The organism is Stenotrophomonas sp. LC732 (genome assembly GCF_052446685.1).
Lineage (GTDB): Bacteria > Pseudomonadota > Gammaproteobacteria > Xanthomonadales > Xanthomonadaceae > Stenotrophomonas > Stenotrophomonas muris.
This window is the reverse complement of the sequence record NZ_CP199214.1, coordinates 3,220,029-3,234,238: the sequence shown is the minus strand read 5'-3', so window position 1 is coordinate 3,234,238 and position 14,210 is coordinate 3,220,029. Positions and strand designations below refer to the sequence as shown.

Sequence of the window (14,210 nt, the reverse complement as noted above, 5' to 3'; positions counted from 1 at the left end):
ATGCCCCGTATGGGTAACAGGGTGTTCCAGCCAACGGCGCAGCCCCTCGTGGCTGTGGGGGGGCGCTGAAGGCGGAAGCAAGATCAAAAGCCGCGCTTGGCCGGGCGGGTGGGTTGCGCAGGACACGCCGTAAACCCCGCTCCGCGGTCCGGCCCAGCCGCTGGCGGCTGTGCGTTCGGGCGCTTGCAAAGCAGTGCTTCGCAAGCAAAGCGCCCTCACCCATGGGGGCTCGATGGCGCCATCCATGGCGCCAACGGTCCTGCGCAACCCACCCGCCCGACCTCTGACAGTTTCCGTGTGCGTCCAGCCACGGAGAAGAAAAAAGAAAATCAAAATCAAACGCCGGTCGCTTCGCTCCTGGTGTCGACCAAGGTCGACACCTACCAGCCATCGCAGTTCAGCAACCGTCACCGGGAAACTGTCTGGGTGGGGCGGTGTGGGCTTGCAGGACCGTTGGCGCCATGGATGGCGCCATCGAGCCCCCATGGACGGGTTTACGGCGTGTCCTGCAAGCCCACACCGCCCCGCCCGCCTAACAGAAAAGCCAGAGCCGGCTGTTGCTCCGGCTCTGGCTTCGGCGGTTGCCTCTGCGGGTGCCGGGCCGCAGGCCCGGCCGATGAACTCAGACCACCGGTTCGCGCAGGTCGGGGTTGTCCCAGCCGGGGCGCGGCGCGAAACGGTCGCCATGGCGCTGCTGCAGCGCCTTCAACCGCTCGACGATCGCATCGGCACCGACCGCACGGATGTGCTGGATCGGACCGCCGCGGAACGGTGCGAAACCGGTGCCGAAGATCACGCCGGCATCCAGCAGGTCCGCGTCGGCCACCACGCCCTCGTGCAGGCAGGCCACCGCCTCGTTCAACAGCGGCAGGATCAGGCGGTCCTCCAGATCGGCCGGGGCCTGGTAGTCGCTGGCCACGTCCGGCTTCTTCGGCTTGCCGTTCTCCCAGGTGTAGATGCCCTGGCCATCCTTCTTGCCGCGCTTGTCCGGTTCCACCGTCTGCAGTGCGGCCGGGATCTGCAGGCCCAGGAACGGCGCCAGTTCGCGGCCGACGCCGGCGGCCACGTCCAGGCCGACGGTATCGATCAGTTCGATCGGGCCCATCGGCATGCCGAACTTCACCGCGGCCTTGTCGATCACCGGGCCCGGAATGCCCTCGGCATACGCGGTGGCCGCTTCCAGCATGTACGGGAACAGCACGCGGTTGACCAGGAAGCCCGGGCTGCCGGCTACCGGCACCGGGAACTTGCCCAGCGCCTTGCAGAACGCGGCCAGGCGGCGCTCGGTCTCCGGCGCCATGCCGTCGTGATGGATGATCTCCACCAACGGCATCTGCGCTACCGGGTTGAAGTAGTGCAGGCCCGCGAACTGCGCAGGGCGCTGGATGTGGTCGCGCAGTTCCACCAGCGGAATCGACGAGGTGTTGGTGGTCAGCAGGGCGTCCTGCTTCATCTTCGGCTCAAGCGTCTGGTACAGCGCACGCTTGGCTTCGGGGTTCTCGATGATTGCCTCGATCACCAGGTCGGCCTCGGCCACGCCGTTGCCTTCCAGGTCGGCACGCAGGCGCGCGGCCACGGCCGGGCGCTTGCTCTCGTCGCGCACCTTCTTGGCGAACAGCGCCTGCGCGCGTTCCATGGCCGGGTCGATGAAGCGCTGCTCGCGGTCCTGCAGGGTCACTTCGAAGCCCTTGTAGGCGGCCCACGCGGCGATGTCGCCGCCCATCACGCCGGCGCCGACCACGTGCACGTGGCGGATGCCGGAATCACCGCCACCGAGGCCCTTCAGGCGTTCGGTGAGGAAGAAGATACGGATCAGGTTGCGCGCGGTCGGAGTACTGGCCAGCTTCACCACGGCACGCCGCTCGGCGTCCAGGCGGGCCTGGATCGGCTTGCCGCCACTGCGCTGCCAGGTGCTGATCAGTGCGTACGGCGCCGGGTACTGGTCCTTCTTCGCCTTGCGGGCGACCTGCTTGACCATCTGCGGTGCCAGCAGCGTGCGTGCCAGCCAGGTGTTGGTGGCCCAGGCCGTGGCGCGCTGCTTGAACGGGCGGGTGGTGCCGGACAGCGCCAGTGCAACGGCCGTGTCGAGCACCACCGCCGGTGCCACCACCTTGTCGACCAGGCCGATGCCACGCGCGGCCGAGGCCGACAGGGTGCGGCCGGTCAGCATCATGTCCATCGCTGCCGGGGCGCCCACCAGGTGCGGCAGGCGGGCGCTGCCACCCCACCCCGGGAAGATGCCCAGCTGGGTTTCCGGCAGGCCGATGCGGGTGCTGCTGTCATTGGAGGCCACGCGATAGCGGCAGGCCAGGGCAAGCTCGGTGCCACCGCCGAGGCAGTGGCCGTGGATGGCCGCTACGGTCGGGCAGGGCAGCTCGGCCAGCTTCTGGTAGGTGGCCTGGCCACGCCGGATCGCGTCGTTGACGGTGCCGCGACGGTCGAATTCCTGGAACTCCTTCAGGTCGGCACCGGCAATGAAGCCGGCCTTCTTCAGCGACTGGATGACCACGCCCTTGGGCGGGTCCAGGGCAATGCGCTCAAGCAGGTCGCCCAGTTCCAGCAGCACGTCCTGCGACATCGCATTGACGCTGCTGTCCTGGCGATCCAGGGAGAGAACCACCACGCCGTCGTCGCGGATCTCGGGGTGCCAGTGGCTGAAGCGGAGACCATCGAAGCCTGAGAGCATGGACGTTCCATCCGGTTGTGTATGGAGAAGCGGCTATGATCCAGAGGTTGTTTCCCCCGCGTCAAATCCCAATAGCAGGGGAGTGGCGCCCCCGGATCCATGGCCGTGGATCGGGACGCTAACCGAATGGTGGTTAAAAGCTGGTGCGGCGCCAGGTGATCGGCGACTGAACTTTTCCCGGGATTGGCAGTCTCATTGCCCGACGTCGGTTGGGCTGACAGGAGTGCGGCCCCTCATGGCCGATGTTGATACACCTCAGGAGCTGGATCTGGAGCTGGTCCGGCGCGTGCAGCACGGCGAGAGTGCCGCGTTCGATGTCCTGGTGCGCAAGTACCAGCATCGGGTCGTGGCCCTGGTCGGTCGCTACATCGCCGACTGGAGCGAATGTCAGGACGTCGCCCAGGACACTTTCATCCGTGCCTACCGCGCGATCGGGAGTTTCCGTGGCGATGCCCAGTTCTCAACCTGGTTGCATCGAATCGCCGTGAATACCGCCAAAAACTACCTGGCTTCACACAATCGTCGTCCGCCGACCGATGACATCGACATCGGTGACGCCGAGCAGTTCGACAGCGGTACCCGCCTGCGGGACACCGACACGCCCGAGCGCGAGTTGATGCGCCAGGAGCTGGAACAGACGGTCATGAAGGCCGTCAACGCGCTGCCGGAGGAACTCCGGTCGGCGATCACCCTGCGCGAGGTGGAAGGGCTGAGCTACGAGGATATCGCGCAGAAGATGGGGTGCCCGATCGGCACCGTGCGTTCCCGGATCTTCCGGGCGCGCGAGGCGATCGACACCGAACTCCGGCCGCTGTTGGACATCGGCAGCGCCACCCGTGAGAAGAGCCGCGTATGACCAGTAATCCGTTCAACGAATCGCAGAACCATCAATCGCCCGCCGGGCAGCGCCTTGACCAGCGCCATCGCGAGCAGCTGTCGGCCCTGGTCGATGGCGAGCTGGGTGCCGATGAAGCGCGCTTCCTGCTGCGCCGGATGGAACACGACCCCGAACTGGCCGGCTGCCAGGAGCGCTGGCAGCTGCTGGGCGACGTGATGCGCGGGCAGGCCCCGGCGTTGGCACCGGCCGACTTCAGTGCCGCCGTTGCGGCCGCCATTGCGGCAGAGCCGACGCCGCAGGCCGAGCCGCGTCGCCAGGTGCGTCGCAGTGGCTGGCGCGCCTGGGGCGGCGGTGCTGCGCTGGCCGCATCTGTGGCCGCGGTCGCCCTGTTCATCGGCGGCGAGAAATTGAAGGAGGCGACGCCGGGTGAACCGCAGGCGCCGCAGGTGATCGCCAGCCAGGCGGAACTGGCACCGGCCGCGCCGACCCCAGTCACCGAGGCTTCGGTGGACACGGCCGCAGTGGCCGTGGCTGCTGCGCCGGCCGTAGCGATGGCCGCGGCGGGCCGCCGCCAGGACGCCCGCCGTGCCAGCGCTACGCGCAGCCAGCAGGCCGCGCGTGCCGCCCAGCGCGACGACACTTCGCAGCGCGCCATCGCCGCCGTGCAGGCACCGTTGACCCCGACCGTGCCGGCCAACGCCAACCGCAACCTGCCGTTCGGCGAGGTCAGCGGGCTGCAGGCCCGGCCATGGCCGCGCTCCAGCCTGGCGCCCGCCGCTGGCGGCGCGCTCAATGCCAGCTTCCCGGCCCACGCCGGTAGTGCCGCGTTCTATCCGTTCGAGCCGCGCCTGCAGGATGACCTGCCGGTGCCGCCGCGCCCGCGCGACTGAGCCGGGCGCCTTCACGCCCCGCCGTCGGCGGGGCCCGTATTCCTCTTTCCACCCGACCCGGAGGTTGCCGTCCGATGACTCCCCGACTCCGCACGCAGGCCATTGGCCTGCTGGCCCTGACCCTTCCCCTGGTGGCCTGCGCACAGGCGCCGGCGCCCGTCGCGCAGACCCAGCCCGTGCCAGCCGCGGCCGCGCGGGCACCGGCGCAGCCGCTGGTCAGTGGCCTGCCCGACTTCACCAACCTGGTCGAACAGGTCGGCCCGGGCGTGGTCAACGTCGATACCACCATCGTCCGCAACAACCGCCAGGCCGCGCGCGGCCCGATGGGCGACGATGACATGCCGGAGTTCTTCCGCCGCTTCTTTGGTCCCGACTTCCCGATGCCGGGGCAGGGGCCGGGTGGGCCAGACGGTGGCCCCAGCATCAAGGGCCGTGGCATGGGCTCGGGCTTCATCATCTCGCCCGATGGCTATGTGCTGACCAATTACCACGTGGTGGCCGACGCCAGTGACGTGAAGGTCAAGCTGGGCGACAGCCGTGAGTTCACCGCCAAGGTGGTGGGCAGCGACCAGCAGTACGACGTCGCCCTGCTGAAGATCGACGGGAAGAACCTGCCAACCGTGCGCGTGGGTGACTCCAACAGCCTGAAGCCGGGGCAGTGGGTTGTCGCGATCGGCTCGCCGTTCGGCCTCGACCATTCTGTCACCGCCGGCGTGGTCAGCGCCGTCGGCCGCAGTACGGGCGGCCCCGACCAGCGCTATGTGCCGTTCATCCAGACCGACGTGGCGATCAACCAAGGCAATTCCGGTGGCCCTCTTCTGAACACCCGCGGCGAAGTGGTCGGCATCAACTCGCAGATCTTCTCCGCGTCCGGCGGCTACATGGGCATCAGCTTCGCGATCCCGATCGACCTTGCGATGAGCGCGGTGGAGCAGATCAAGAAGAGCGGCAAGGTCACCCGCGGCCAGCTCGGCGCGGTCGTGGAGCCGATCGATTCGCTGAAGGCGCAGGGCCTGGGCCTGCCGGACAGCCGTGGCGCCCTGGTCAACCAGATCGTGGCCGGCAGTGCGGCCGCCAAGGCCGGCGTGCAGGTGGGCGACGTCATCCGCTCGGTCAACGGCAGCCCGGTCAACAGCTGGTCCGACCTGCCGCCGCTGATCGGTGCGATGGCGCCGGGCAGCAAGGTGAACCTGGTGGTGTACCGCGACGGCAAGCCGCATGACCTCAGTGCCACGTTGACCGCCCTGAGTGAAGACGGGCAGGCCAGTGCCCGCGGGCCGTCGGCCGGCGGTGCCGAGGCGGCGCCGCAGACCGGGGCCAATGCCCTGCTGGGGCTGGACGTGAGCGACCTGAGCGCAGCTCAGCGCAAGCAGTTCGGGCTCAACGGCAACGAAGGCGTGCGCATCACCGGGGTCAAGGGCCAGGCGGCGCGTGATGCCGGCCTGTCGCCGGGCATGGTGATCCTGCAGGTCGGCCGCGTCGCGGTCGGCAGCGTGGATGCCCTGAACCGGGCGCTGTCCAGCTTCAAGAAGGACGACGTGGTCATGCTGCTGGTCCGCACGGCCAATGGCAACAGCGCCTTCGTGGCGGTCAAGGCCGGCCAGTAGGGCCTGCCGGGGCCGCTCCGGCGGCCCCTGGGCCTCCCCCGAAGCCCCGCCCCGGCGGGGCTTCGGTCGTTCCGGGCCGGTGCCCGGCAGCCGGTTTTCGCGGCCGGGCGCTGGGCGTGCGATAATCGACCGTTACCCTGACGACGCCGCGCGCCGCCGCCACCTATGTCTTCTGATTCGATGCGGAACATCCGCAACTTCTCCATCATCGCCCATGTCGACCACGGCAAGTCCACGCTGGCCGACCGCATCATCCAGCTCTGCGGTGGCCTGCAGGCCCGCGAGATGGAAGCGCAGGTGCTCGATTCCAATCCGATCGAGCGCGAGCGTGGCATCACGATCAAGGCGCAGTCGGTGTCACTGCCGTACCTGGCCAAGGACGGGCAGACCTACCACCTGAATTTCATCGACACCCCCGGCCACGTCGACTTCTCCTATGAAGTCAGCCGCTCGCTGGCCGCCTGCGAAGGCGCGCTGCTGGTGGTCGATGCGGCGCAGGGCGTGGAAGCCCAGTCGGTGGCCAACTGCTACACCGCCGTGGAGCAGGGCCTGGAAGTGGTGCCGGTGATCAACAAGATCGACCTGCCCACCGCCGACATCGAGCGCGCCAAGGCCGAGATCGAGGCCGTGATCGGCATCGATGCCTCCGACGCCGTGCCGGTCAGTGCCAAGACCGGCCTCAACGTGCAGGACGTGCTGGAAGCGATCGTGCACCGCATTCCGCCGCCGGCGCCGCGCGACACCGACAAGCTGCAGGCGCTGATCATCGACTCGTGGTTCGACAACTACCTCGGCGTGGTGTCGCTGGTGCGCGTGATGCAGGGCGAGATCAAGGCCGGTGACAAGCTGCAGGTGATGTCGACCGGCCGCAACCACCAGGTCGACAACGTCGGCGTGTTCACGCCGAAGCGCAAGGTGCTGCCGGCGCTGCGTGCCGGTGAAGTGGGCTGGGTCACCGCCAGCATCAAGGACGTGCATGGTGCGCCGGTCGGCGACACCCTCACCCTGGCCGGCGACCCGGCGCCGAAGCCGCTGCCGGGCTTCCAGGAAATGCAGCCGCGCGTGTTCGCCGGCCTGTTCCCGGTCGATGCCGAAGACTACCCGGACCTGCGCGAAGCGCTGGACAAGCTGCGCCTGAACGATGCCGCGCTGCGTTTCGAGCCGGAAAGCTCCGAAGCGATGGGCTTCGGCTTCCGCTGCGGCTTCCTGGGCATGCTGCACATGGAAATCGTGCAGGAGCGCCTGGAGCGCGAATACAACCTGGACCTGATCAGCACCGCGCCGACGGTGGTGTATGAGGTCCTGAAGACCGATGGCTCGATCATCAACATGGACAACCCGGCCAAGCTGCCGGCGGTGAACCAGGTCGAGGAAATCCGCGAACCGATCATCCGCGCCAACGTGCTCACCCCCGAGGAGTACATCGGCAACATCATCAAGCTGTGCGAAGAAAAGCGCGGCAGCCAGATCGGCATCAACTACCTGGGCAGCCAGGTGCAGATCAGCTACGAGCTGCCGATGGCCGAGGTGGTGCTGGACTTCTTCGACAAGCTGAAGTCGGTCAGCCGCGGCTATGCCTCGCTCGATTACCACTTCGTGCGCTTCGACGCAGGCCCGTTCGTGCGCGTGGACGTGCTGATCAATGGTGACAAGGTCGATGCGCTGTCGTTGATCGTGCACCGCAGCCACGCTGACCGACGTGGCCGCGAGCTGTGCGAGAAGATGAAGGACCTGATCCCGCGCCAGATGTTCGACGTGGCCATCCAGGCCGCCGTCGGCTCGCAGATCATCGCCCGCACCACGGTCAAGGCCATGCGCAAGAACGTGCTGGCCAAGTGCTATGGTGGCGACGTTTCGCGCAAGAAGAAGCTTCTGGAAAAGCAGAAGGAAGGCAAGAAGCGCATGAAGCAGGTCGGACGCGTGGAGATTCCGCAGGAAGCGTTCCTGGCCGTCCTGCAGATGGACAACAAGTAAGGCCCGCACCGGCCCTGCGGGGCCGGTCGTCTGGTGACGTTGCAAAGGACCCTGAATGAAACTGTTTGAGATCCTCCTGGTCGTGCTGACCCTGGCCTCGGGCCTGATCCTGCTCGCGGACAAGCTGTACCTCGCCAAGCGTCGCGCCCAGCGCGCGGGCCTGCTCGACTCCGAGCCGGTGCTGGTGGATTACTCGCGTGCGTTCTTCCCGGTGCTGGCGATCGTGCTGATCGTGCGCAGTTTCATCGCCGAGCCGTACAAGATCCCGTCCAGCTCGATGATGCCGAACCTGCTGATCGGCGACTTCATCCTGGTCAACAAGTTCTCCTACGGCCTGCGCCTGCCGATCAGCAACACCAAGATCGTGCCGTTTGGCGAGCCGTCGCGCGGCGACGTGGTGGTGTTCCACTTCCCCGGCCACAGCGACAACGATCCGGCCAAGGGTGAGAACTTCATCAAGCGCGTCATCGGCGTGCCGGGCGACACCGTGGTCTTCGAAGGCGACGGCGTGATCCTCAACGGCGAACCGCTGAAGTACGACAACAAGGGCATCTATGCAGGCCACAAGGGCCAGGGCGAGGGTGCCAACCTGCTGGTCGAACACCTGCCGGGTCGAACCCACACCGTGCTGGAGACCGACTATCCGCGTGGCCAGGGCCAGTGGACCGTGCCGGCCGGCAAGTACCTTGTGATGGGCGACAACCGTGACAACAGCGACGATGGCCGTTTCTGGGGCCTGCTGCCGGAAGAAAACCTGCGCGGCAAGGCCTTCCTGATCTGGCTGAACTGCCAGGGCTGGTTCTGCAAGGATGGCTTCGAGCCGTCGCGGATCGGCTCGAGCATCAACTGATCGGGCATCAACCGAGTATTTTCACATCCAACGCGTATCTGGGGAGAACGCAATGAAGACGATGAACACGCAGCGTGGCATGACCCTGACCTCGTTCCTGGCGGTCCTGATCGTGGTCGGTTTCTTCCTTTACATCGGCATGAAGCTGTTCCCGATGTACCAGGAGTATTACGCGGTGCGCTCGGCGATGAAGAGCCTGGCCAACGAGCCGGGTGTGGGCAGCATGGAACCGGCCCGGATCCAGGATCTGTTCTTCAAGCGGCTGTACATCAACTACTCGGAAAACGTGAAGCCGGCCAACGTGAAGTTCGACCGCCGCGACAATGGCTGGACCCTCAAGGTCAACTACGAAGTGCGCCGTCCGCTGGTCGGCAACCTGGACGTGGTTGGCAAATTCGATTCATCCCAGGACCTGACCCGAAGCGGTGCCGAATAAACCTTTCCAACGTGGTGACCTGATCGGTCATCCCTTCCGCGACCCGGCGCTGCTGAAGCAGGCGCTGACGCATCGCAGTGCCGGTGCGCCACACAACGAGCGCCTGGAGTTCCTGGGCGACAGCATCGTCAACATGATGGCGGCCGAGGCGTTGTACCAGCGCTGGCCCAAGGCTGACGAAGGCGCGATGACCCGTGCCCGCGCCGAGCTGGTGCGTGAAGGCGCGCTGGCGGTGATCGGGCGCACCCTGGAACTGGGCGATCGACTGATCCTGGGTCCGGGCGAAATGAAGTCGGGCGGCCACCGTCGTGATTCGATCCTGGCCGACGCGGTGGAAGCCGTGGTGGCTGCGATCTACCTGGATGCCGGCTTCGAGGCCTGCCGGGCGGTGGTACTGCCCTGGTTCAGCGCTTCGATCGAGGCACTGCCGGCCTCCGGCCGGCCCGAGAAGGACCCCAAGACCCGCCTGCAGGAATGGCTGCAGGCCCGACAGAAGGCGTTGCCGCAGTATGAACTGGTGTCAGAATCCGGTGACGACCACGCCAAGCACTTCCGGGTACGCTGCAACGTAGCCGACCCGGCCGCCAGCACCGAGGGCGAAGGCGCCTCGCGGCGGCTTGCCGAACAACAGGCGGCTGCGGCCGTCCTAGAACAACTGGATTCCAAGTGAGCGAACAAACTCCCCATCATTGCGGCAGCGTGGCCGTCATCGGCCGCCCGAACGTGGGCAAGTCGACCCTGACCAATGCCCTGGTCGGCGCCAAGGTCAGCATCGTCTCCAACCGTCCGCAGACCACGCGCCATCGCCTGCTGGGCATCGCCACCTATCCGGAAGGCCAGCTGGTGCTGGTCGACACCCCCGGCCTGCACAAGGTGCAGAAGCGGGCGATGAACCGGGTGATGAACCGCGCCGCGCGTGGCTCACTGGAAGGCGTCGATGCAGGGCTGCTGGTGATCGAAGCCGGTCGCTGGGATGAAGAGGACAGCCTGGCGTTCAACGTGCTGCGCGACGCCGGCATCCCGGTGGTGCTGGTGGTCAACAAGATCGATCGCCTGAAGGAAAAGGGCGCGCTGCTGCCGTTCCTGCAGCAGGTGACCGAAGGTCGTGATTTCGCCGCCGTGCACCCGATCTCGGCGCAGAAGCGCAACGGCCTGGAAGCGCTGGTGCGCGACGTGCTGAAGCTGCTGCCGGAAGCCCCGCCGATGTTCGGCGAGGACGAGATCACCGATCGCAGCCAGCGTTTCCTGGCCGGTGAACTGGTGCGCGAGCAGTTGATGCGCCAGCTCGGCGAAGAACTGCCGTACGCAACCACCGTCGAGATCGAGCGCTTCACCGAGGATGGCAACCTGCTGCGCATCGGTGCGGTGATCTGGGTCGAGCGCGAGGGCCAGAAGGCCATCGTGATCGGCAAGGGCGGCGCCCGCCTGAAGGAGATCGGCGCCAAGTCCCGCCTGCAGATGGAGCGTCTGTTCGGGGCCAAGGTGTTCCTGGAAACCTGGGTGCGCGTGCGTGAAGGCTGGTCCGACGACGAGGCCGCGCTGAAGGCCTTCGGCTACGAATAAGCCGCGACGGTCGCTTCGATGATGATCGAGGACGACACCGGCTTCGTGCTGCACGCACGGGCCTACCGCGAGACCAGCCTGCTGGTCGAAGTGTTGAGCGCGCAGCATGGCCGTATCGGCCTGCTGGCGCGTGGCGTGTCCACCGCCAAGGGCCAGGTGCTGCGCGCCGCCCTGCAGCCGTTGCAGTGGATCCGCTTCAGTGCCCAGCAGCGGGGTGAACTGGCCCAGCTGCGGGGTGCCGAGGCGCTGGATGCCGCGCCACGCCTGGTCGGCCAGGCGATGTTGGCCGGCTTCTACCTGAGTGAACTGACCCTGCGCCTGGCCCCGCGCCAGGACCCGCTGCCGGAGCTGTACCTTGCCTACGGTGAGGCACGCGCGCGGCTGGCGGTCGGTGCCGGCCTGGCCTGGACCCTGCGCCGTTTCGAGCGCGAACTGCTGTCCGCGCTGGGCCTGGGTTTCGAGCTGGACAGTGCCAGTGATGGCCAGCCGATCGACCCGGCGGCGCGCTACGAGCTGGACCCGCAGGAAGGGGCGCAGCGCCTGCTGAGCGAGCGTGGCGGGGAGCGCCGGGCGGCGGCCACTGGCTCGGCGCTGCTGGCCCTTGCGGCCGACGAAGAACCGGATGCCGCCGATCTGGCCAGCCTGCGCCTGCCGATGCGGCGGGTGCTGGCCCATCACCTGGGCGCGCGCGGGCTGAAGTCCTGGGAAATGCTCGAGCAGCTCGCGCCGCGCAGGTAGGGGGGGGGCGGCAGGGCTTGCAGCCCTGCACCTGCCGAATCAACGTCAACGGCAAAAGCTGGCTATCCGTGGGTAGGCGGGGTGGGTCCGGTTGCGGGAGACGCCGTAAACCCGTCCCTGGGGGCTTGGCCGCGGCATCCATGCCGCGGACACTCCCGCAACCGGACCCACCCCGCCTTCGACAGTGTTCCGCGAACTGTCGGAACGGCGTGGGGTCGGATCCGTTTTCCGCAGGAAAACGGATCCGACCCCAGATTGATTTCGATATCTGACAGAAATTCATCCACGCATGGCGTGGATCTACCCGATCGCGGAAAACTGTAAGAGGTGGGGCGGTATCGGAGGGCGGGGTGTCTGATCTGGCCCCCCGTCAGCGGACGCCAAGAAGCGATACTTTGATCGCACTTGGAGGTCCCTTATGTCCCGTATCACCCGTCGTAGCTATACCGATGAGTTCAAGCACCAAGCCGTGGAGCTGGCCGAGTCGCTCGGGCCGGCCGCAGCGGCCCGTCAGTTGGAGATGTCGGTCAAGACGCTGGCAAATTGGCTTGACGCGGTCCGTGCTGGCCGGTCGTTGACCTCTGAGGCTCGCAGGCCAGCCACCGACCTGGAAAGCGAGATCAGCCGCCTTCGGGCCGAGAACGCCAATCTGAAGATGGAGCGGGAAATCCTAAAAAAAGCGGCGGCGTTCTTTGCCAGAGAGTCCAAGTGAGGTACGCCTTCGTCGCCAGTCAAAGGACTCAGTACCCGACCAGGTTGTTGTGTCGGGTTCTTGGGGTTTCTGTCTCTGGATTCCATGACTACCTGCACCGGCAGTGTGCCCAAACGTGCGATGTCGATTTGGCCCTCCGTACCGAGCTTCGGGCCATTCATGTGACCAGCAGGCGCAGTTATGGGCGACGTCGGCTGGTCAGGGCCTTACGAGCCAGGAATCATCCAGTCGGCCACAAGCGCGTGGCACGGTTAATGGCCGAGGAGCGAATCCAGGGCAAGGCCAAAGGCCGATTCCGACCCAAGTCCTCTGGCGGCTCATCTCAGCTCGCCCCCAACCTGCTGGATCGGCAATTTGCCCCCGGAACCGGACCGACGGCGTGGGTCGGGGATATCACGTATGTCCCTACCCGCCAGGGATGGCTGCATCTGGCCGTGGTCATCAGCGTCCAGACCCGGCAGGTGCTGGGCTACAGCGTTTCCACGCGTCTGACTGAAGAGCTGGTGGTGAAAGCATTTGCCAATGCTTGGGCTCTGCATCCACAACGACCCGGCCTGATCTTCCATTCAGATCGTGGTGGGCAGTACTGGGGAAACGAGTTTCGCCAGCTGCTGCAGTCCCATGGCGTGGTCCAAAGCATGAGCCGGCCTGGCAATTGCTGGGACAACGCGGTGGCCGAGAGCTTCTTTGCGACGCTCAAGACAGAAGAGGCTGCCGAGCCTTACGCCAGTAGAGAACAAGCCAGCCAGTCCATCGCTGCTTACATCCACGGCTTCTACAATCCAGCCCGGCTACACTCGGCGCTGGGCTACCACTCGCCTAACAACTACGCCCGGCAGCTCCGGACTGCCGCCTGAAACGGCTTCATGGCGTCCGTTTTCAGGGGGCCAGATCAGTCAGCCGCATGGATGCGGCTGCCAAGCCCCCAAGGACGGGTTTACGGCGTCCCCGCCCTCCGATACCGCACCGCCAACCCACGGAATGCATGCCGTTGCTGTTGCTGTTGCCTTGGCTTGGCTTGAAGCCTCTGCGGGTGCAGGGCGCAGCCCTGCCGAAAAACCCTCAATGCAGCAGGGCAGCTACCGCGGCGCGGAACCCGTCCTGGGCCTGCCCGGACTCGGGTGCATGATGCAGCTGGCGCACCGCCCGGCCCAACCGTGCCGCCCCCACGAAGCCACAGCTCGCCTGCAACCGGTGCAGCTGGCTGCGCAGCTGGCGCTCGTCGTGCTGGTCCACCGCCTGCTCGACCGCGTCGCGCACACCGGGCAACTCGGCCAGGAACAGCTCGCGCAGTGCGATCAGGTGGTTGCGCTGGCCATTGAGCGCGGCCAATGCCGCAGTCTCGTCCCAGTCCTGAACGGCCAGCTCGACCGCGGCCGGGGCCTGTGCCACGAAGATTCCCGCCGGGCTGTTGACCAGCGCACGGCGCACGGCCTTCAGCAGCTGGTCGCGGCCCAGCGGCTTGACCAGGGTGTCGCTGAAACCGGCTTCGCGCAGGCGGGCGTGGATGGAGGTATCGCCGTCGGCCGTATGTGCCAGCGCCGGTGTGTCGGGATGTGAGCGGCGTAGCTCACGCAGCAGTTGCGCGCCATTGCCATCCGGCAGGTTGACGTCGATCAGCCACAGATCATGCGCGCCGGGTTCGGCACTGGCCAGGGCACTGGCCAGCGAATCTGCGGTATCCACATCCGCCGGTAACGTTTCCAACGCCGCCTTGAAAAAACCGCGGCTGATGATGTCGTCCTCGACAAGCAGGAAGCGGGGCCGTGCGGCCCGCGGGGTCATCTGCATCAGGGCTGCCTCCATGTCAGCTGGCCCAATCATCAAGCACGACGGCCACGGGCGCAAGCGGGTCCAGGCCCCGTCGGTCAGGATCTGCGACAATACGCCCCCATTTTTGCCCGCAGCCTGTTGCC

Annotated in this window: 13 protein-coding genes; 11 read left to right on the top strand and 2 right to left on the bottom strand. The window is 66.7% G+C overall.

Features of this window, described 5'->3' with window-relative positions; translation table 11 throughout:
• Positions 1–622 precede the first annotated feature (622 nt).
• The gene (locus ACT6SE_RS15475; protein ID WP_046431959.1) at positions 623–2,686 is read right to left on the bottom strand and encodes a 3-hydroxyacyl-CoA dehydrogenase NAD-binding domain-containing protein; all 2,064 of its coding nucleotides are present in this window, start codon (positions 2,684–2,686) and stop codon (positions 623–625) included.
• Positions 2,687–2,921: 235 nt separating this feature from the next.
• On the opposite strand from ACT6SE_RS15475, the gene rpoE reads away from it, so the two are divergent.
• The 11 genes from rpoE to ACT6SE_RS15420 all read left to right on the top strand — a co-directional run bounded on the left by rpoE (position 2,922) and on the right by ACT6SE_RS15420 (position 13,151).
• Positions 2,922–3,542 carry an RNA polymerase sigma factor RpoE gene (gene rpoE / locus ACT6SE_RS15470; protein ID WP_014038091.1) on the top strand — a complete coding sequence of 207 codons (621 nt, stop codon included), beginning with the start codon at positions 2,922–2,924 and terminating at the stop codon, positions 3,540–3,542.
• Positions 3,539–4,414 (top strand): sigma-E factor negative regulatory protein, encoded by an 876-nt coding sequence (locus ACT6SE_RS15465; RefSeq protein WP_046431958.1) that lies wholly within the window; start codon positions 3,539–3,541, stop codon positions 4,412–4,414. The genes rpoE and ACT6SE_RS15465 overlap by 4 nt, the downstream gene beginning before the upstream one ends.
• A gap of 74 nt (positions 4,415–4,488) precedes the next feature.
• Positions 4,489–6,021, top strand: a complete 1,533-nt coding sequence (locus tag ACT6SE_RS15460) for a DegQ family serine endoprotease (protein WP_049420101.1) — start codon at positions 4,489–4,491, stop codon at positions 6,019–6,021.
• A 180-nt stretch (positions 6,022–6,201) separates the two neighbouring features.
• Positions 6,202–7,995, top strand: a complete 1,794-nt coding sequence (lepA, locus tag ACT6SE_RS15455) for a translation elongation factor 4 (protein WP_032958997.1) — start codon at positions 6,202–6,204, stop codon at positions 7,993–7,995.
• 55 nt (positions 7,996–8,050) lie between these two features.
• Positions 8,051–8,845, top strand: a complete 795-nt coding sequence (gene lepB / locus ACT6SE_RS15450; protein WP_014038087.1) for a signal peptidase I — start codon at positions 8,051–8,053, stop codon at positions 8,843–8,845.
• 52 nt (positions 8,846–8,897) lie between these two features.
• Entirely contained in the window at positions 8,898–9,281 is a 384-nt protein-coding gene (locus tag ACT6SE_RS15445) for a DUF4845 domain-containing protein (RefSeq protein WP_014647998.1), read from the top strand.
• Positions 9,271–9,951 carry a ribonuclease III gene (gene rnc, locus ACT6SE_RS15440; protein ID WP_046431951.1) on the top strand — a complete coding sequence of 227 codons (681 nt, stop codon included), beginning with the start codon at positions 9,271–9,273 and terminating at the stop codon, positions 9,949–9,951. The genes ACT6SE_RS15445 and rnc overlap by 11 nt, the downstream gene beginning before the upstream one ends.
• Positions 9,948–10,844, top strand: coding sequence for a GTPase Era (gene era / locus ACT6SE_RS15435; protein ID WP_005410599.1), 897 nt, complete (start codon positions 9,948–9,950; stop codon positions 10,842–10,844). The genes rnc and era overlap by 4 nt, the downstream gene beginning before the upstream one ends.
• 18 nt (positions 10,845–10,862) lie before the next feature.
• The gene (recO, locus tag ACT6SE_RS15430) at positions 10,863–11,582 is read left to right on the top strand and encodes a DNA repair protein RecO (protein ID WP_014647995.1); all 720 of its coding nucleotides are present in this window, start codon (positions 10,863–10,865) and stop codon (positions 11,580–11,582) included.
• 418 nt (positions 11,583–12,000) lie between these two features.
• Positions 12,001–12,294 carry a transposase gene (locus ACT6SE_RS15425; RefSeq protein WP_006388655.1) on the top strand — a complete coding sequence of 98 codons (294 nt, stop codon included), beginning with the start codon at positions 12,001–12,003 and terminating at the stop codon, positions 12,292–12,294.
• Positions 12,291–13,151 (top strand): IS3 family transposase, encoded by an 861-nt coding sequence (locus ACT6SE_RS15420; RefSeq protein ID WP_046429951.1) that lies wholly within the window; start codon positions 12,291–12,293, stop codon positions 13,149–13,151. The genes ACT6SE_RS15425 and ACT6SE_RS15420 overlap by 4 nt, the downstream gene beginning before the upstream one ends.
• 205 nt (positions 13,152–13,356) lie before the next feature.
• Here ACT6SE_RS15420 and ACT6SE_RS15415 read toward each other — a convergent pair whose 3' ends face one another.
• The gene (locus ACT6SE_RS15415) at positions 13,357–14,085 is read right to left on the bottom strand and encodes a response regulator (protein ID WP_014647994.1); all 729 of its coding nucleotides are present in this window, start codon (positions 14,083–14,085) and stop codon (positions 13,357–13,359) included.
• Positions 14,086–14,210 lie beyond the last annotated feature (125 nt).